Origin of the sequence: Novosphingobium resinovorum (genome assembly GCF_027922145.1) — a bacterium.
GTDB lineage: Bacteria > Pseudomonadota > Alphaproteobacteria > Sphingomonadales > Sphingomonadaceae > Novosphingobium > Novosphingobium resinovorum.
In genome coordinates this window covers 102,194-121,080 of record NZ_BSFC01000043.1, presented here as the reverse complement: position 1 = coordinate 121,080, position 18,887 = coordinate 102,194, and the positions used below count along the sequence as shown (strand labels likewise).

The window sequence follows — 18,887 nt, the reverse complement described above, 5'->3', positions numbered from 1 at the left end:
TCGCTGCGCTCGCAATGACGAAGATGGGAAGACAAACGAAAGGTTACCTTGTCGCCCGCGCGGGCGCATGCAATGCGCGGGCGATGCGTCCCGTCCGTGTCGCCCGCCCGCTTTTCCGCGCCATCGCCGCCCTCGTCGGCGCGAGCCTCTGCGCGCCCGCGCTGCTGGCCTCTCCCGCAACCGAGATCCCCGGCTACGCCAGCCGCTACTGGTCGCTGGCGGACGGCGCCCCGCCCGATATCCGCGCCATCGCCCGCACCCGCGACGGGTTCCTGTGGCTCGGCTCGGGCGACGGGCTCTACCGCTTCGACGGATTGAACTTCCTGCGCGTCGAGCCCGAGGACTTCGACAACTTCCGCGCCCGGCAGGTCACCGCGCTGGCTGCAGGGCCGGACGGCAGCCTATGGGTGGGCTATGCCTTCGGCGGCATCGCCCGGCTCAGGGATGGGCACTTGCGCGGCGCCAACCCGGAAAAGCCGCGCGGGCGCATCACCGACATCATCGCCGCGCCTGACGGCTCGATCTGGGTTTCTACCTGGAGCGGCTTCGGCTCGCAGCTGCGCCATTGGGTGAACGGCCGCTGGGACGTGATCGACGTCGACGGCCCGCTGCTGCGCATGTACCGCCAGAGCAACGGCGCCATCTGGATCGCCTCCAATCCCGACTTGCGCCGTCTGGCCCCCGGCAGCCGCAAGCTGGAAACGGTGCCCGCGCTCATGAACCTCGGCCCCGCCTTCCGCGAGGACCGCACCGGCGCGATGTGGTTCTATTCGAGCGACGGCCTCCAGCGCCTGACCGCGAAGGGTTTCGCGCAAACCGACGTCGGTTTCGGCGAGCCGCTGAACGGCGGCGACGGCTGGCGCGAGATGCTGTTCGACGACGATGACCTGCTGTGGATCGCAGGCAATGCCTCGGGCCTCGCGACAGTACCACGCGGCGCGCTGAGCATGGACCACGCGCAGACCTACCCCGTCGGCATGTTCACCCTGATGCGCGACGGCGAGGGCACCATCTGGGGCGGCGCGCCGGACGGCCTGCACCGCTTCGTACGCACCCCGGTCGTGCGCTACGCCGCGATCAAGGGAGTGCGCACCGGCATCGCCACCGGCCCGGACGGCTCTCTCTACATCGGCGGGGACGAGGGCCTCTACCGCATCGTCGACGGCAAGGCGCAGCTGATCCTGCGTTCGGGGCTGGTTTCCGAGGTCTGCTCGGTTTCGGGCGTCGGTGCCTATGTGCTCACGTACAAGAACGAATATCTCGTGCGCGGCGCCGCCGTGACGCGGATCGTCGGTCCGCTGGAGCATGAGCGCCAGTTCGCCCAGGCCTGCGCCTCCGATCCGCAGGGGCGGCTGTGGGAATCGGTATCGGCCTCCGGCATGTTCCGGCTCGACGGCACCCGCTGGACCAAGGACGAGAGCCTCCCGCCCGCGACGACCTTCATCGCGCCGGGTCCAGCCACCTTCATCGTCAACCAGCCGCTGCGCCTGCTTGCCCGCGTCCATGACGGCAAGACCACGCCCATCTGGCCCGAAGGCGACGGCGCAGGCAGCAAGGGCGGCGTCGGCTTCGTGCGCATGCTCAAGCAGATGGACGGCGAAACATGGATCGGCGGCGAGGCGGGTCTCGCCCGCTACGACGGCCGCCGCGCGCAGCAGCTGAGCGCGCGGACGTATCCGTGGCTGGCAGGGGTGATGGGCATCGTGCGCGTCGCCGGACATTACTGGCTGATATCGTCAGGCGGCATCATCCGCGTGGCCGAGGCGGACCTCGATGCCGCCTTCGCGAAGCCCGGCACGCCGATCCCGCTCGCCCGCTTCGGCCAGAGCGGCGTGATCCGCGCACGCACCGAATCCTACTCCGCCAACGATGCCGCCGTCGATGCGCAGGGACGCCTATGGTTCGTCACCAGCACCGGAGTAGTGCAGGTGGCCCCCTCGCGCATCGCCCCGCTCAAAGCCGACATGCCGATCGCGGTGACCGCGCTGGAAGTGGACGGCCATGCTTATCCGCTCGCAAACACGCACCTGCCTGCGGGCACCACGCGCGTCAGCCTGTCCTACGTCGGCCTCGGCCTCGCCGATGCGGAGAACAACCGCTATCGCTACCGGCTCGACGGGATGGACGAGAACTGGGTGGAGGCGCAGGGGCGCCGCCGCGTCGATTACGCAGGGCTCGGTCCGGGCACCTACCGTTTCCACGTCACCGCCGCCACCGGCGACGGGCCGTGGGCGAAGCGGGAAGCGACCGCCACTTTCGTCATCGCCCCGCATTTCTGGCAGACCGCATGGTTCCGCCTTGCCGTGCTGGCAGGCGCGGTGCTCGGTGGCTACGCGCTGTTTCGCTGGCGCATGCGCGCCGCCATGCAGTCCCTGCGCGACCGCATCGAGGAACGCGTGGCCGAACGCGAGCGCATCGCACAGGACCTGCACGATACGCTGCTACAGGGCTTCCAGGGCCTGATGCTGCGCTTCCAGACGGTGCTGCACCTGACCACGCCGGGCACCCCCGCCCACACCGCCATCGAGGAAGCGCTGGAGCGTGCCGACGACGTCCTGCTCCATGGCCGCGAGCGCGTGCGGGGCCTGCGCGAGGATGCCGAGCCCAAATGCATCGCCGAAACCCTGCGCGCCTGCGCCGCACGCGTGGTGGGCGATACCCTGCCGTGGGAGGTCAAGGTCGACGGCCCCGAGCGGCTGGTCGGCGCTCCGGTCGCCGAGGAACTGGAACTCGCGGTGGGCGAAGCGCTGGCCAATGCGGTCAAGCATGCCCGGGCGGGCATGGTGCGGGTGGAGATCCACCACGGCCGCGACCGGCTTTCGCTGCGGGTGGTGGACGACGGCGTCGGCCTGCCCGAAGACGTACGCGCGGCCGGTGGGCGCGCGGGGCACTTCGGCCTCACTGGCATGCGCGAGCGGATCGAGCGGCTGGGCGGCGCCTTCGCGATCGCCAATGCGGCGGGACAGGGCACCTCGATCCGGCTGAGCCTGCCCGCGAAGATCGCGTATCGGTGATGGCTTTGCCCGCACCTCTTTCGTCATTGCGAGCGAAGCGAAGCAATCCAGGGCGGTTTACCTGGCCCTGGATTGCTTCGCTTCGCTCGCAATGACGAGGGGGAGAATCTAAAGCTCGATCAGCCCGTTGCGCACGGCGATCGCCACCGCATGCGTGCGGTCCATCGCGCCGAGCCGCGCGAAGATCGCCTTCATATAGCCTTTCACCGTGTCCTCGGACAGTGACAGCCGCGCCGCGATCTGCTTGTTGGAATTGCCCGCCGCCGCCAGTTCCAGAACGTCGCTCTCGCGCGCGGTCAGGCGCTTGGCCTCGCGGTCGGCGGCGCCGAACACCTGGCGATCGAAGTGCGTGCCGCCCCGATGGACCGAGCGGATCGCATCGAGCAGTTCGGTCCTCAGGCTGTTCTTGAGCAGGTAGCCGGAAGCTCCCGCCTTGATCGCCTGCGTGGCGCGGCCATCGCCCGAATAGGTCGTGAGCACCAGGATGCGCGCCTCGGGAAATTCGGCGAGGATGCGCGTCATCGCCTCCACCCCATCGACGTTGGGCATCTGCAAGTCGAGCAGCAGGATATCGGGGCGCGCCTCGCGATAGATGCGCACCGCCGCCTCGCCGTCCTCGCCCACCGCGATCAGTTCCAGATCGGGCTGGGTCGCGAAGACGGCGATGATGCCGTCGCGCAGCAGCGGGTGGTCATCGACCACGGCGATGCGGATAGTGGCCTGAAAATCGCTGTTGTCCATGTGATGCGTGTAATCCGGCAGGGCGCTCGGGGGAAAGCCCCCCGAAAGAGGGGATTGCCGGTTGTGTGCACTTTGCATCATTCCCGCTCCGCCAGAAGGAGTTGAGCAATGATCCATCCCACCAACCAGCCGACGCGCAATCCCGCCGACGACCACGCCCGCCCCGGCAAGGTTCTGATCGTCGATGACGACGGCGAGGCCCGGTCGAGGCTGCACGCCCTGCTGGACGCGGAGGGCCATGTCGTCGAGACTTTCGCCTGGGCTGGAGCCTTGCTCGACGCGGCGCTGCCCGAAGCGCCGTGCTGCATCGTCGCGGAGGTACGCATGCCCACCATCGACGGCCTCGAACTGATTGAGCGCCTCAAGGGCCGCGGCGAGCCCATTCCCGTCATTTTCCTGACCGACGATGCCGACGTGCCGCTCTCGGTACGGGCGATCAAAGCGGGGGCGGTGGACTTTCTGCCCCGCCCCTATGACGAGCACGACCTGCTGGGCGCCGTCGAGCACGCGCTGGAAATCGACACCGAGCGGCGCTCGGTCGCTCGGCGAAATCAGGCCATTTCGCAACGTTTCGGCACCCTCACCCCACGCGAGCGGCAGGTTATGGAGGGCGTCGTACGCGGGTTGATGAACAAGCAGATCGCCTGGGAACTGGAGATCAGCGAGATCACCGTCAAGCTCCACCGCTCCAGCCTGATGCGCAAGATGGCCCTGCGCTCGGTGCCCGACCTGGTTCGAGCCTCACTTTCGATGGCCGGGTTCTAGGGTCGGAATCCGGGCTCGGGCTCCCGGCAAGAACACCGATCGGCAATCTTCCGGAAATGATGTTGTAACATCTCCTGAAATCCATTAGGTGCGGTGCGTCATCGTCCTTCGGGTCGCCCGTTGACGAGCAGAGATACGTTACATCATGTCCTTTCAGGAACCCAACCGAATGAAACTCCAGCTTCTCTCCGGCTGCGCATTGGCTGTTCTCGCCTCCCCTGCCATCGCCCAGACGCAACCGGCGCCTACGCAGACCGCCAGTTCGGGCACCGACACCTATCATCAGTCGGCAGGGTCGGAGATCGTCGTGACCGGCGTGCTGTCCACCCGCCGCCAGGACATGTTGTCGAGCGTCGCGGTAGTGCAGGGCAAAGATCTGGCGCAGGCGATGCGTCCCTCGATCGGCGAGACCCTGGAGCATCAACCCGGTGTCTCGGCCACGTCCTTCGGCCCCAGCGCCTCGCGTCCAGTGCTGCGCGGTCTTCAGGGCGAGCGCGTGCGCGTGCTGACCAACGGCCTCGGTTCGATCGACGTCTCCAACACGTCCGTCGATCACGCCGCCGTCGTCAATCCGCTGCTGGCAGAGCGCATTGAGGTGCTGCGTGGGCCGCAGTCGCTGCTGTACGGTTCATCGGCGATCGGCGGCGTCGTGAACGTGATCGACAAGCGGATTCCCACTTCGGTCCCGGACGAGGCGGTCCATGTCGATGCCATGGGCACTTATGGATCTGCCGCCAATGAGCGCTCGGGCTCGGCCTCGGTGGACGTACCCCTGAGCAACGGCCCCGACGGCGGCTGGGTCGCCCATGCCGACGGCAGCTACCTGAAGAGCGACAACGTGCGGATCGGCGGCCACGCCCTCACCCCGGCGCTGCGCGAACAGGCCCTCGCAACGAGCCTGCTGCCTGCCGAAGAGCCGGCAGATGGCGAGGAAACGATCGACTACGCCGCCAACGCTGCCGTGAAAGGCAAGCTGCCGAATTCGGCGTCGAAGACTTGGACAGCCGGGGCCGGCCTTGCCTACATCGGCACCGGCGGCAACATCGGCGTGTCGTACAGCCACTACGACAGCCTTTACGGCGTACCGATCCGCTTCGCCACCCAGCCGGGCGACGAACAGGAGGCGCCCCGCCTCAGCCTGAAGCAGGACCGCATCGACATGCGCGCCGAACTCGACGGCGACGGCAATGTGCTGGACAAGGTATCGCTGCGCCTCGGTTATGCCGATTACACGCACGCCGAACTGGAGGAAGACGGTTCGGTCGGCACCGCGTTCTACAACAAGGGCATGGAAGGCCGCCTCGAATTCACGCAGGCGAAGCACGGCGCCTGGCACGGCGTCACCGGCCTGCAGTTCTACAACCGTGACTTCAACGTCATCGGCGACGAAGCCTTCCTGCCCAAGAACACCACCACGCAGGTCGGCCTCTTCACGCTCCAGCAGCTTGACTACGGCGCGCTCAAGTTCGAGGCCGGTGGCCGCTACGAGCACACCTATCTGTCCGCGAGCCCCCTGAGCGATCAGGAACAGTTCTTCGACGGCAGCCGCAGCTACGATGCGTTCTCCGGCTCGCTGGGCGCATCCTACGGCCTCAGCGACAACTGGCGCGTCGGCCTCAACCTTTCGCACACGGAACGCGCACCGGCGGCGGAGGAAATCTTCGCCAATGGCCCGCACGCAGGCACACAGGCCTACGAGGTCGGCAACCCCGACTTCAAACTGGAGAAGGCCAACAGCATCGAGGCGATCCTGCGCGGCAGCGGCGAGAACTACACCTTCGAGGCATCGGCCTATCACACCTGGTTCTCGAATTTCATTTACGAGGACCTGACTGGCGCGGAAGAGGATGGCCTTCCCGTCTACCAGTTCCGCCAGACCGACGCGCGTTACTACGGCTTCGAGGCGCAGGGGTCATTCACCCTCGCCCGGTTCGGCGACGGCAAGGTGGTGGCCGATGCGCTGGGCGACTATGTCCACGCCCAGATCAGCGGCGTCGGCCCCGCGCCGCGCATACCGCCGCTGCGCGTTCTGGGCGGGCTGAGCTATCAGGCGCCCAAGTTCGACATCCGCGGCGAAGTAGAGCGCGTCACCAAGCAGGACCGCACGTCCGAATTCGAGACGAGCACGCCGGGCTACACTATGGTCAACGCCGAAGTGAACATCCGTCCCTGGGGCAACGAACGTCCACTCAGCTTCGCCTTGTCGGCGAACAACATCTTCGACGTCGTGGCACGCCGGGCATCGTCGTTCCTCAAGGACTATTCGATGCTCGCCGGGCGGGACATACGCGTCAGCGCGCGGGTCAGCTTCTAAAAACCGGCTTCCGACGGATCACCTTCCGGGGCGACGGCCACGTCGCCCCGGAAAACCGGTCAGGCATCGGGAACGACCGCCGGCCTGAACCGAGAGACCAGGGGTCACGCACATCCCAGCCATGAACATTCCTGTCTCGCCCGGCGCCGACGAAAGCGCAATGCCCTGCGGTTCTTTGTCGCACCCACGAGCGGCATGGATCGCGGCCGAAATCCCGCTGGTGCTGGACTGCATCCACGACGAGGCCGTCCACCTCGCCTTGTGGCAGCGCGCGCGGCCGGCGTCGCTCGACTGGCTCGATGCGCTCGACCTCGACGAAATCGACGATCTGCAGGAGACTTTTCCGGTCGTAGACCTGACTGTGTCCATCCCCGCCGCGCTGCGGGATGCGGGCTACCCGGACGATGGGCGCGCCGCCACGCTTGCAGAAGAGATCAGCACCCAGGCACGCCTGTTCGCCCGCATCATGCAAAGCGACGCAGTCCGCATGCGGCTGGAGATCGTCGAGACCGATGCCTGCCGCAAGTTCCACATGGACAACGTCCGGGCGCGGATGATCATACCCCTTACCGAACCCGGCACGGAGTGGATCGAAGTGGCCTGTGGACAAGACGCATCCGTCAGGCGATTGCGTGCAGGGGACGTCGGACTGTTCAAGGGCCGTATCTGGGCTCAAGAACCGGCGATCCTCCATCGCTCGCCGCCGATCGCCGGAACGGGCATATCACGCCTGCTGCTGGTTCTGGATCTGCCCTTCCCGGCCCTCCCGTCGCCGATGCCGCCGGAAACTTTTTGAAATATAAATCTTATGTTATATCATCTCATTATGATCTAACGGCCACCCCTCAAGCCTAGAGGGGACAATTCGGCATGAAACACGGAATACTTCTGGCCTCGGTCGCAACCGCTTGCATCGTCGCTCCGGCGGCCCTCGCGCAATCGACTAAGGCGCACCGCGCCGATGACATCGTGGTCACGGCGACGGCGCTGCAGCAGCGCGCGGACGAGACCGTCACGCCGGTCCTGACGCTGGGCGGAGACGAGCTTGTCCACCGCCGTCAGGCGACGCTGGGAGAGACGCTGGCCGGGCAGCCCGGCGTCAACTTCGACAACTTCGGCGGCGGTGCGAGCCGCCCGGTCATCCGCGGCCAGACCGCGCCGCGCGTGCAGGTCCTGTCCGACGCCTCGCAGATCCAGGACGCCTCGCAGGTCTCTCCGGATCATGCGGTCGTGGCCGAGCCGCTGCTGATGCGCGGAATCGAGGTTCTGCGCGGACCGGCGACGCTGCTTTACGGCGGCGGTGCGATCGGCGGCGCGGTTAACGTGCTCGACAGCAGGATTCCCACGGCCCTGCCGGCCAATGGCGTCGCAGCGGTCGCGGAAGCGCGTCTCGGCACGGCGGACAACGAACAGTCACTGGTGGGCGGCATGACCGGCGCCATCGGCAACTTCGCCGTTCGCGTGGAAGGCGTCGCCCGTTCCAGCGACGACTATCGCGTTCCCTCGCGCTTCGGCGACCGTCGCGTCGACGGCTCCTACAACGACACCTCGACGTGGTCCGTCGGCGGCGCCTGGGTCGGCGAGCGGGGATATATCGGCGCAGCCTATACCCGGCAGGCCAGCGAATACGGACTGCCCGGCCACAGCCACGACTACGAGGACTGCCACCCGCACGGCGCCAGCCTCCACTGCGGCGGCCACGATGACCACGCCGATCACGATGATGGCCACGATCACGACCACGACCACGACGAAGAGGGCCATGACGAAGTGCCCTACGTGCGCCTGCGCAGCGAGCGAATCGACATCCGCAGCGACTACGAAGAGCCGCTTCCCGGTTTCGAGCGGGTGCGCTTCCGCGCGGGCATGACCACGTACCGCCACGAGGAACTGGAACATGACGAGGTCGCGACGACTTTCCGCAACAAGGCGCACGATGTCCGCCTTGAACTGACGCACAAGCCGCTGGCGGGACTTCGCGGCACTTTCGGCGTCCAGCACGCCCGGAGCGACTTCAGCGCCATCGGCACCGAGGCCTATCTGCCCGAGAGCAAGACGACGAACACCGGTCTGTTCCTCTTCGAAACGCTCCAGTTCGGTCCCGTCCGCTTCGAAGGCGCCGTGCGGCAGGAGTGGCAGAGGATCGAGACGACGCTGAACCGCCGCGCCGAGCACAATCCGTTCTCGCTCTCCGGCGCGGCAATCTGGGAAGCCGGCAACGGTTATTCGGTCGCGCTCTCGCTCGCCCGGTCGCAACGTGCGCCGATGGCACAGGAACTGTTCGCGCGCGGCGTGCACCTTGCGACCAATACCTATGAACTGGGCGACGCGACGCTGGGCAAGGAAACGGCACACTCCATCGACGTGACCCTTCGCAAGTCGCTGGGCGACACGCACTTCACGCTGGGCGCCTATCACCAGGACTTCGACGGTTACATCTACGCCGAGACGCTGGACCGCTTCGAGGACTTCCGCCTCATCAGGTACACCGCGCACGACGCCACCTTCACCGGCATCGACGGCGAGGTCCACCATCAGTTCTCGCCGACCATCGGGCTTGCCGTTTTCGGCGATTACGTGCGCGCGAAGTTCAAGGATGAAGGCGGTAACCTGCCGCGCATCCCAGCGGGACGTCTCGGCGCGCGCGGCGACGTCGCGGTGGCGGGCTTCGCCGTGAACGCCGAATACTTTCGCGTCTTCGAGCAGAGCCGCATCTCCTCCTACGAGACGCGCACGCCGGGTTACGACATGGTCAACGCCACAGTCTCCTACAAGCTGGCTCTCGGCGAGCAGTCGGCCGAACTCTATGTGCGCGGCACCAACCTGACGAATGCCCTCGCCTTCAACCACGCATCCTTCATCAAGGACGCCTCCCCGCTACGCGGGCGCAACGTGGTGTTCGGCCTGCGAACCATGTTCTGATCCCGAAAGACAGGGAGGACGGCGCAGGGAGGACGGCGCGGCGACGTCTACGCCGTCCTCCCTTCGCGACTTCATCTCTCTTGAGCGCCGTCACGTACCTCTTTGCGCCCCCTTCGTAACGGTCTATGCCGCTGATCGTATCCAAAACGCGAAGCGACGCCATGACCAGAGACCTTACCGTTCCCCAGGGCGTCGCCAGCCAGCGCGTCGCCGATATTCTAGCCGAACGTATCCTATCGGGAGCACTGCCTCCCGGTGCACGGATCAAGCAGGACGAACTGGCAGACGAACTGGCCACCAGCCGCATTCCGGTGCGCGATGCCTTGCGCATCCTCGAGGCGCGCGGGCTGGTCACCATGCGCGCGAATGCGGGCGCGCGGGTCACCAGCCTGACGCGCCGCGACCTCGAGGTGTCTTACGAAATCCGCGAAAGGATAGAGCCGCTGCTCCTTGCCGACAGCGTCCCGCACCTGACCGAAGCCGACCTCGCCGACTTGCGCGCCGTCATGGAGCGCAACGAGCAGACCGCCGACATCGACGAAGCGATCGCGCTCGGCCGCGAATTCCACTGGATCACCTATCGCCGCCACTCGACGCCATTGCTCGCGCAGATCGTCGAGCGGGTCTGGGACACGACGCAAAGCTATCGCCGCGCCTACATGAAGCTGGCGATGTCAGGGGCAGCGGCGAGCGCCACGCCGGGAACGAAGAGCCCGGGTGGACGCACGCACGATCTGGAGCACCAGCTGCTCTACGACGCCATCGCCAAGCGCGAGGTCGAGACCGCTCAGGCCGCCCTCGTCATGCACATCCGCCGCACCCGCACCAGCTTGCTGCGCTACGGGCACCTGATCGGCGACGGCGGGGCGATACCGCTCGCGGCGGAGTAGGCAGGCGCTTGTAAAAGCCGCGCAGGACGGGCAGGCAGGGGCCGCCTTCCCCAAGGTTCGCCCACCGATTCAGGAGAACCTGTGCGCATGATTACCCTCGACCAGTCCCGCAGCCTTATCGCCGCCACTCGTGCCAAGGGGCGCGAAATGGGGCTCAATCCGCTGACCGTCGTGGTGCTCGACGCCGGCGGCCACCTCGTCGCCATGGAGCGCGAGGACGGCTCGGGCTACGGCCGCCCCGACATTGCCGCGGGCAAGGCGGCGGGCGCGCTGGCGATGGGCGTGTCCAGCCGCAAGCTCGGCGACATGGCGGCGGAACGCCCGCAATTCATGGCGGCGCTGTCGGCCGCGTGGCACGGCAAGCTGATCCCGGCGGCAGGCGGCGTGTTGATCCGCGACGAAGCAGGCGTGCTGCTCGGCGCGGTCGGCGTGAGCGGCGACCTCTCGGACAAGGATGAGGAAGCGGCCTTCGCGGGCATTGCAGCGGCAGGCCTGACAGCCGCCTAATTCCTCCCCGAGCTTGTCTCGGGGAGGTGGCAGCCCGTCAGGGCCGACGGAGGGGGAATGTTCGAACTCTCCCCCTCCACCACCGACTACGTCGGCGGTCCCCCTCCCCGAGCAAGCTCGGGGAGGATCTTTAAATCGTTGCCTCGTAGATCTCCCGCCCGGCTACCGGCATCTCGACCTTGTAGACCGTCCCCGTGCTCGATTCCGTGAAGAACAACCACCTGTTCCCAGGCCCGCCGTAGGCCGCGTTGGTGGTGTAGCGCCCTTCCGGAACATCGATCCGCAGCATCGGCTCGCCCCGGTCGGAGAACAGCCACACCGCGCCGAAGCCCACATGGCAGACGACGAGGTTGTCGTTCTCGTCGATGGTCAGCCCGTCCGGGCCGGAGCCGCCGGAAAGCTGGATATAGGTCCCGACCTTGGAGATCACCTCGCCGTCATTGACGAGAGGACAACGCCACACCGCATTGGCGCGCGTCACGGCAAGGTAAAGCGCGGTCTCCGCCTTGTTGAGCACGAGGCCGTTGGGGCTGGGAATCCCGTCCAGCATCAGTTCCAGCCGTCCGGTCCCGGCGCGGACGCGGAACAGGCGGCCGTTGGGGTTCTGCCAGCCAGACTGGCCCTGATCGGTGAACCAGATGTCGCCGTTCTTCGCGATCGTCAGGTCGTTGCAGCCCAGGAACGGTTCGAGCAGATAGCGGTCGAACCACGTCTCCGCCTTGCCGCTGGCAGGGTCGCAGATGACCATGCCCTTGTGGTGATCGGCCACCAGCAGGCGTCCGTCGCTCAGGAATTTCATGCCGTTGGGCTGGCCATCGTACTCGAAGCCGACTTCACATTCACCGTCCGGGCTGATCCGGAACAGCCGTCCCCAGGGAATGTCGGTGACCCACAGGTTGCCCGCCGCATCGAAGACCGGCCCTTCGAGGAACACCGGCGCGGCGGCGCCGTGAAGCTGGACCTGCGCCCACTGCGTGCTTTCGCCGAAGCGGCGAAACTTGTCGGGAATACGGCAGAACACTTCCGCGGTGACGGCGGGCGGGGCGGCGAACATCGTCCTCTCCTTCGATTGATCGCCCGGACGGGAAGTGCCCGGATCGGATACATATTATAAGTCGCCAACCGTATTGCAGCTTGACCGTAAGCTAAAGGCCTTTCACCGTCAGGCCCTCCAAAATCGCCCCGATGGTATACATCAAGAACAATGCCCAAGGACACTCCCACCCCCTCCCGAGAGCGCGTCTGCATCGTCGATCCGATCCATCCGTCAGGAGTGGAGCGCATCGCGGCGGCGCATGATGTCATCGGACTCGACGATCCCAGCGTGGCCGAAACGACCGTGCTCGTCATCCGCACCAGCCCGCTGGGGCCGGATATCTTCGGCGCGATGCGCGGCCTCAAGGCCATCGTGAAGCATGGCGCGGGTGTGGACAACATCGCCATTCCTGCCGCTACCCAGCAAGGGGTGATGGTCGCCAACACGCCGGGCGGCAACAACTCCACCGCCGTGGCAGAGGGCTCGGTTTCGCTGATGCTCGGCCTGCTGCGCCGCACGCGCGACATGGATGCCCTCGTGCGCGAGGGGCGCTGGGACGAACGTTGGGGCATCCGCCTCGGCGACCTCACCGGTGCCCGCGTCGGTCTGATCGGCTTCGGCCGGATCGCCCGGCAAGTCGCCAAGATCTGCGGCGCCGGGTTCGGGTGTGAGGTGCTGGCCTTTGATCCTGTGGTGTCCGATGCTGAAGTGCGCGCCGCAGGTGTCGAACCGGCAGACCTGACGGGCGTGCTCGGCTGCGACATCGTATCCATTCACGTGCCCCTGACCGAGGGCACCCGCAACCTCATCGATACCGTCGAGCTGGGCATGATGAAGCCGCACGCGCTGCTGGTGAACTGCTCTCGCGGAGGGATCGTCAACGAGGCAGCGCTGGCCGAGGCGCTGCGCTGCGGCCAGATCGCGGGCGCGGGTATCGACGTGTTCGAGGCCGAACCGCCCGCTGCCGACCACCCGTTGTTCGGCCTCTCCAACTGCCTGCTCTCGCCCCACGTCGCGGGCGTGACCGAGGCGGGGATGAAGGACATGGCGCTTCATGTCGCCGCCGTCATCGACACCGTCAGCCGGGGCGAAGTCCCCGCCACCCTGCTCAACCCGGAGGTTCTGCCGTGACCGCGCCCACCAAGTCCGTGATCTATGCCAGGGTGCACCGCCCCGACCCGGCGCTCATCGCCCGCGCCGCGAAGTTCGGCATCGCCGACCTGCACGAAGGCCTTGGCGAGATCGCCGGGCGCATGTGCCTGATGAGCCCGGCCATGGTCCCCATCGCGCCCGGCCAGAAGGTCTGCGGTCCGGCGGTGACGGCGTGGAATTTCCCGGGCGATAACCTCGCCATCCATGCCGCACTTTATACCGCCGAGGCGGGCGACGTGCTGGTCCTGACCAACGGTGGCGGGCATCAGGGCGCGCTGTGGGGCGACGTCGCTTGCACGTTCGCGCAGAAGAAGGGCCTCGTCGGCACCGTCGTCCATGGCGCCACGCGCGACGTCGATGCGATCCGGGACCTCGGCTATCCGGTCTGGTCTACCGCCGTCTCTCCCGAACACCCCAAGAAGCGCGGCCCGGCTGCGGTCAACGTGCCGATCGTGGTCGATAGCGTGCTGGTGGAGCCGGGCGACCTGATCGTCGGCGATTCGGACGGCGTTCTGGTGATCCCGCGCGCGCTGCTGGAACTGGCCGTCACGAATGCCGAGGCCCGCGCAGCCAACGAGGTCGAGTTCCGCCGCCGTATCGGCGAGGGCGAAGTGCTGTTCGACGTCCTCGGCATGCGCAAGCTGGTCGCCGACCTCGGCATCGAGATCAAGGACTGCACCTGGGAGGAGGACCGCTAGGTCCATGCAGGAGGCCGGGGCTGCCTTGCGCGGCTCCGGTCTTTCCCGGGCAGGAAAATCATTGCCGCACTGCACAATCTCTCTTGCCGCATCGCAAGCCTGTGCTAGCCATTACTCCTTAGGAACGGGAAGGGGGCGTCGCCTTCGTCCTGGCATCAACCGGCCCGTCCCGTCGAGCCGTATTCGGTACGTCGGCATGGCCTGCTATGGAGTGTGCTCATGGCCAGCGAACCCGTGTCCGACATCAAGCAAGACGCCGTCTCGCAGATGGAAAAGGACATCCTGCGCGTCCTGCGTCGCCGCATCGGCAAGGATCAGCGCGCGGCCAAGCAGCATGACTGGTACGCATCCTCGATCCTGACCTTGCGCGATCACATCATCGACGCGTGGATCGAATCGACCCAGCGGACGTACGAGGCGGGCGGCAAGCGCGTCTACTACCTCTCGATGGAGTTCCTGATCGGTCGCCTGCTGCGCGACGCGCTCTCGAACCTGGGCGTCACGCGCGACATGGAGAAGGCCCTCGCTTCCTTCGGCCTCGACCTTGCCGAACTGGAGGAGTTGGAGCCCGACGCGGCGCTCGGCAACGGCGGCCTCGGGCGTCTGGCGGCGTGCTTCATGGAGAGCCTCGCGACGCTCGACATTCCGGCTTACGGCTACGGCATCCGCTACGTGAACGGCATGTTCCGCCAGCGCATCGACGACGGCTGGCAGGTCGAACTGCCCGAGACATGGCTCGCTCACGGCAACCCGTGGGAGTTCGAGCGGCTGGAGAGCACCTACCGCATCGGCTTCGGCGGTGAGGTAATCGCCAAGGGCGACGGTGTCATGTGGAACGCGGCCGAGGAAGTGGACGCCACCGCCGTCGATACCCCGGTGGTCGGCTGGCGCGGCAAGCGCGTCAACACGCTGCGGCTGTGGACCGCCAACCCGATCGACCCGCTGAAGCTCGACGCCTTTAACGCCGGCGACCACTTCGGCGCGCTGGCGGAGAAGGTGCGGGCCGAGGCGCTGGTGCGCGTGCTCTATCCGGCCGACTCCAGCCCGGCGGGCCAGGAGCTTCGGCTGCGGCAGGAGTATTTCTTCACCGCCGCCTCGATCCAGGACATCGTGCGCCGCCACGTCCAGTACGAGGGCGATATCCGCACCCTGCCGGACAAGGCCGCGATCCAGCTCAACGACACGCATCCCTCGGTCGCCGTCGCCGAACTGATGCGCGTTCTGGTCGACCTCGAAGGGCTGGAGTTCAACGAGGCGTGGGAGGTCACCAAGAAGACCATCTCCTACACCAACCACACCCTTCTGCCCGAGGCGCTGGAAACCTGGCCGCTGCCGCTGTTCGAGCGCCTGCTGCCGCGCCACATGCAGATCATCTACGCGATCAACAGCCGCGTCCTGCGCGAAGCGCGCAAGGCGGGCCTGACCGACGCGCAGATCGCCGCGATCAGCCTCATCGACGAGAGCGGGGAGCGCCGCGTGCGCATGGCGAACCTCGCGTTCGTGGGCGCGCACTCGATCAACGGCGTCGCCGCGCTGCATACCGATCTGATGAAAGAGACGGTCTTCGCCGATCTCCACGCGCTCTACCCGAGCCGGATCAACAACAAGACCAACGGCGTCACCCCGCGCCGCTGGCTGCAGCAGTGCAATCCCGGGCTCACCAAGGTCATCAGGGACGCCATCGGCCCTGAATTCCTGGACGACGCGGCGAAGCTGTCCGACCTCAACGCGCTGGCGGACGACGCCGCGCTGGGTGAGCGCATCGCGGAGGTCAAGCGATCGAACAAGGTCGCGCTGGCGGACTACATCAAGCGCACGATGGGCATCCGCCTCGATCCCGACGCGATGTTCGACGTCCAGATCAAGCGCATCCACGAATACAAACGCCAGCTGCTCAACCTGATCGAGACGGTCGCGCTCTACGACCAGATCCGCAGCCACCCGGAGCGCGACTGGGTGCCGCGCGTCAAGATCTTCGGCGGCAAGGCCGCGTCGAGCTATCACAACGCCAAGCTCATCATCAAGCTGGCGAACGACATCGCCCGGCGCATCAATTCCGACCCCTCGGTGGGCGGGCTGCTCAAGGTCGTCTACGTGCCCAACTACAATGTCAGCCTGGCCGAGCGGATCATCCCCGCCGCCGACCTGTCGGAGCAGATCTCGACCGCGGGCATGGAAGCCTCGGGCACGGGCAACATGAAATTCGCCCTCAACGGCGCGCTGACGATCGGCACGCTCGACGGCGCCAACGTCGAGATCAAGGAGCACGTCGGCGACGAGAACATCGTCATCTTCGGCCTGACCGCCGAGGAAGTCGCCGCCAAGCGTGCCGAGGGCTACAACCCCCGCGCCATCATCGAGGAATCGCGCGAACTGGGGCAGGCCCTGTCGGCCATCGCCTCGGGCGTGTTCTCGCACGACGATCCGCACCGCTACGAAGGGCTGGTCAACGGCATCTACGAGCATGACTGGTTCATGTGCGCCGCCGATTTCGACAGCTACACCGCCGCCCAGCGCGAAGTCGACGCGCGGTGGGAGAACAAGGCGGGCTGGCGCGCCTCGGCAATCCGGAACATCGCCAACGTCGGTTGGTTCTCCTCGGACCGTACTATCTCCGAGTACGCCAAGGACATCTGGAAAGTTCTGTGAAGCCAACGGAAAGCGCTCTCGAATCCCTGCTTCTAGGAACCAACGCAGATCCGTTCTCGCTGCTCGGCACCCATGCCGGGCCGGACGGGACGCACCTGAGGGCGATCCTTCCGGGCGCCGAGACCGTCGAGGCGTTCAGCCTCGACGGACACTGGCTCGGCAAGCTCGACAAGGTCGATCCGCGCTATCTCTTCGAAGGGCGGCTACGTATCAAGCCGCAGCCGATCCGCTACCGCTGCACAGCGCACGGGCATGACTGGCTTGTAACCGACCCATATACCTTCGGCCCGGTGCTCGGCCCGGTGGACGACCTGCTGATCGCGCAAGGCACGCATTACCGCCTGTTCGACAAGCTGGGCGCGCACCTGATCGAGCATGAGGGCGCGCACGGCGTCCACTTCGCGGTCTGGGCGCCCAACGCCCGGCAGGTCAGCGTGGTGGGCGACTTCAACGACTGGGACGCCAAGCGCCACGTCATGCGCGCCCGCGCCGATATCGGCGTGTGGGAAATCTTCATCCCCGACATCGGCGATTACCGCGCCTACAAGTACCACGTGGTCGGCGCCGACGGCATGGTGCAGCCGCTGAAAGCCGATCCCTTCGCCTTCATGTCGGAAATCCGGCCGGACAACGCCTCGGTCACCGCCGTCCCGGCCAAGCTCGACTGGGGCGACAAGGCCCACCGCGAGCACTGGGCCACCGTCGACGCCCGCAAGGTGCCGGTCTCGATCTACGAGGTCCACCCCGGTTCGTGGAAGCGCGACCGCTGGAACTGGTTCCTCGACTGGGATGCGCTGGCCGACGAACTGATCCCCTACGTGGTCGAGATGGGCTTTACCCATATCGAGTTCCTGCCGATCAGCGAGCACCCCTACGATCCTTCGTGGGGTTACCAGACGACCGGCCTCTACGCCCCGACTTCGCGCTTCGGGGAACCTGCCGGCTTCGCCCGCTTCGTCGACGGCGCGCACCGGGCGGGCATCGGCGTCCTGCTCGACTGGGTGCCCGCGCACTTCCCCAAGGACGAGCACGGCCTCTGCCGCTTCGACGGCACCGCGCTTTACGAACACGCCGACCCGAAGCTGGGCCAGCAGCCCGACTGGGGCACGCTGATCTACAACTTCGGCCGCCGCGAGGTCGCCAGCTTCCTGCTCAACAACGCGCTGTTCTGGGCCGAGCGCTACCACGTCGACGGGCTGCGCGTGGATGCCGTCGCCTCGATGCTCTACCGCGACTACTCGCGCAAGGCGGGCGAGTGGATCGCCAATCAGGACGGTGGCCGCGAGAACTGGGAGGCGGTGGAATTCCTGCGCGAAGTCAACCGCGCCGTCTACCGCGAGCACCCCGGCTTCATGACCATCGCCGAGGAATCGACGGCATGGCCCGGCGTCACCCAGCCCGCCTACGAAGGCGACGGCAAGGGGCGCGAGACCGCGCTGGGCTTCGGGTTCAAGTGGAACATGGGCTTCATGCACGACACGCTGCGCTACATGGCGCGCGATTCCGTGCATCGGAAGTATCACCATGAAGACCTGACCTTCGGCCTCGTCTACGCCTTCTCGGAAAACTACGTCCTGCCGCTCAGCCATGACGAAGTGGTTCACGGCAAGGGCTCGTTGCTGGGCAAGATGAGCGGCGACGACTGGCAGAAGTTCGCGAACCTGCGCGCCTACTACGCCTTCATGTGGGCCTATCCGGGCAAGAAGCTGCTGTTCATGGGGCAGGAATTCGCCCAGCGCCGCGAATGGAGCGAGGAGCGCGCGCTGGACTGGGACTTGCGCGATGCCCCCGCGCACGAAGGCGTGCGCAATCTGGTGAAGGACCTCAACCGCCTCTATCGCACCAAGCCCGCGCTTCACGCAGGGGATTGCGATCCCGAGGGCTTCGAGTGGCTGATCGTCGACGACAAGGAGAACTGCGTCTTCGCCTGGCTGCGCAAGGCACCGGGGGCCAAGCCCATCGCGGTGATCGCCAACATGACGCCCACGATGCGCGTCGGGTATCGCATCCCCCTGCCGATCGACGGCAAGTGGAGCGAAGTGCTCAACAGCGATTCCGTCCACTACGGCGGCACCGGCAAGGGCAACCTCGGTCAGGTGAAGGCGTTGGACGGGCAGGCGACGGTAACCTTGCCGCCATTGGCCACGATCATGCTCGAATACGCCGGATAAGACGATGAACCCGCCTCACCTGTTCGTC

The 18,887-nt window shown here is 66.6% G+C and carries 13 protein-coding genes; 11 read left to right on the top strand and 2 right to left on the bottom strand.

Translation table 11 applies throughout. The features are described from left to right. Positions 1-83 precede the first annotated feature (83 nt). Positions 84-3,014: a sensor histidine kinase gene (locus tag PKE80_RS22280; RefSeq protein WP_271184405.1), complete on the top strand. Its 2,931-nt coding sequence runs from the start codon at positions 84-86 to the stop codon at positions 3,012-3,014. A 108-nt stretch (positions 3,015-3,122) separates the two neighbouring features. On the opposite strand, the gene PKE80_RS22275 is transcribed toward PKE80_RS22280, so the two are convergent. Beyond that, positions 3,123-3,755 carry a response regulator transcription factor gene (locus PKE80_RS22275; protein WP_271184404.1) on the bottom strand — a complete coding sequence of 211 codons (633 nt, stop codon included), beginning with the start codon at positions 3,753-3,755 and terminating at the stop codon, positions 3,123-3,125. Between the two features lie 108 nt (positions 3,756-3,863). Between PKE80_RS22275 and PKE80_RS22270 the strand changes: the two genes are divergently transcribed. From PKE80_RS22270 to PKE80_RS22245, 6 genes are all read left to right on the top strand, one after another. After that, a complete protein-coding gene (locus PKE80_RS22270) occupies positions 3,864-4,520 on the top strand; it encodes a response regulator transcription factor (RefSeq protein ID WP_271184403.1) in 657 nt (218 codons plus the stop codon). A 169-nt stretch (positions 4,521-4,689) separates the two neighbouring features. Then, entirely contained in the window at positions 4,690-6,834 is a 2,145-nt protein-coding gene (locus PKE80_RS22265) for a TonB-dependent receptor (protein WP_271184402.1), read from the top strand. Positions 6,835-6,955: 121 nt separating this feature from the next. Beyond that, a complete protein-coding gene (locus PKE80_RS22260; RefSeq protein ID WP_271184401.1) occupies positions 6,956-7,630 on the top strand; it encodes a DUF1826 domain-containing protein in 675 nt (224 codons plus the stop codon). Between the two features lie 74 nt (positions 7,631-7,704). Further along, on the top strand, positions 7,705-9,756 hold the full coding sequence (locus PKE80_RS22255) for a TonB-dependent receptor domain-containing protein (protein ID WP_271184400.1): 2,052 nt from the start codon (positions 7,705-7,707) through the stop codon (positions 9,754-9,756). Between the two features lie 161 nt (positions 9,757-9,917). Beyond that, the gene (locus PKE80_RS22250; protein ID WP_271184399.1) at positions 9,918-10,646 is read left to right on the top strand and encodes a GntR family transcriptional regulator; all 729 of its coding nucleotides are present in this window, start codon (positions 9,918-9,920) and stop codon (positions 10,644-10,646) included. Positions 10,647-10,733: 87 nt separating this feature from the next. Continuing rightward, a complete protein-coding gene (locus PKE80_RS22245) occupies positions 10,734-11,153 on the top strand; it encodes a GlcG/HbpS family heme-binding protein (protein ID WP_271184398.1) in 420 nt (139 codons plus the stop codon). A 130-nt stretch (positions 11,154-11,283) separates the two neighbouring features. On the opposite strand, the gene PKE80_RS22240 is transcribed toward PKE80_RS22245, so the two are convergent. Further along, positions 11,284-12,207: an SMP-30/gluconolactonase/LRE family protein gene (locus PKE80_RS22240; RefSeq protein WP_271184397.1), complete on the bottom strand. Its 924-nt coding sequence runs from the start codon at positions 12,205-12,207 to the stop codon at positions 11,284-11,286. Between the two features lie 150 nt (positions 12,208-12,357). Between PKE80_RS22240 and PKE80_RS22235 the strand changes: the two genes are divergently transcribed. From PKE80_RS22235 to glgB, 4 genes are all read left to right on the top strand, one after another. Further along, positions 12,358-13,320, top strand: coding sequence for a hydroxyacid dehydrogenase (locus tag PKE80_RS22235; RefSeq protein WP_271184396.1), 963 nt, complete (start codon positions 12,358-12,360; stop codon positions 13,318-13,320). Further along, a complete protein-coding gene (locus PKE80_RS22230) occupies positions 13,317-14,039 on the top strand; it encodes a 4-carboxy-4-hydroxy-2-oxoadipate aldolase/oxaloacetate decarboxylase (protein ID WP_271184395.1) in 723 nt (240 codons plus the stop codon). The genes PKE80_RS22235 and PKE80_RS22230 overlap by 4 nt, the downstream gene beginning before the upstream one ends. 219 nt (positions 14,040-14,258) lie before the next feature. Further along, positions 14,259-16,688 carry a glycogen/starch/alpha-glucan phosphorylase gene (locus PKE80_RS22225; protein ID WP_271184394.1) on the top strand — a complete coding sequence of 810 codons (2,430 nt, stop codon included), beginning with the start codon at positions 14,259-14,261 and terminating at the stop codon, positions 16,686-16,688. Further along, a complete protein-coding gene (gene glgB / locus PKE80_RS22220; RefSeq protein ID WP_271184393.1) occupies positions 16,685-18,859 on the top strand; it encodes a 1,4-alpha-glucan branching protein GlgB in 2,175 nt (724 codons plus the stop codon). Before PKE80_RS22225 ends, glgB begins: the two co-directional genes overlap by 4 nt. Positions 18,860-18,887 lie beyond the last annotated feature (28 nt).

Excerpts from the sequence above, each read along its gene's own strand:
- PKE80_RS22240 (WP_271184397.1), bottom strand. The coding sequence starts at position 12,207 with ATGTTCGCCGCCCCGCCCGCCGTCACCGCGGAAGTGTTCTGCCGTATT.
- PKE80_RS22235 (WP_271184396.1), top strand. The coding sequence starts at position 12,358 with ATGCCCAAGGACACTCCCACCCCCTCCCGAGAGCGCGTCTGCATCGTC.
- PKE80_RS22265 (WP_271184402.1), top strand. The coding sequence starts at position 4,690 with ATGAAACTCCAGCTTCTCTCCGGCTGCGCATTGGCTGTTCTCGCCTCC.
- PKE80_RS22280 (WP_271184405.1), top strand. The coding sequence starts at position 84 with ATGCGTCCCGTCCGTGTCGCCCGCCCGCTTTTCCGCGCCATCGCCGCC.
- PKE80_RS22255 (WP_271184400.1), top strand. The coding sequence starts at position 7,705 with ATGAAACACGGAATACTTCTGGCCTCGGTCGCAACCGCTTGCATCGTC.
- PKE80_RS22250 (WP_271184399.1), top strand. The coding sequence starts at position 9,918 with ATGACCAGAGACCTTACCGTTCCCCAGGGCGTCGCCAGCCAGCGCGTC.
- PKE80_RS22225 (WP_271184394.1), top strand. The coding sequence starts at position 14,259 with ATGGCCAGCGAACCCGTGTCCGACATCAAGCAAGACGCCGTCTCGCAG.
- PKE80_RS22275 (WP_271184404.1), bottom strand. The coding sequence starts at position 3,755 with ATGGACAACAGCGATTTTCAGGCCACTATCCGCATCGCCGTGGTCGAT.
- PKE80_RS22260 (WP_271184401.1), top strand. The coding sequence starts at position 6,956 with ATGAACATTCCTGTCTCGCCCGGCGCCGACGAAAGCGCAATGCCCTGC.
- PKE80_RS22245 (WP_271184398.1), top strand. The coding sequence starts at position 10,734 with ATGATTACCCTCGACCAGTCCCGCAGCCTTATCGCCGCCACTCGTGCC.
- PKE80_RS22270 (WP_271184403.1), top strand. The coding sequence starts at position 3,864 with ATGATCCATCCCACCAACCAGCCGACGCGCAATCCCGCCGACGACCAC.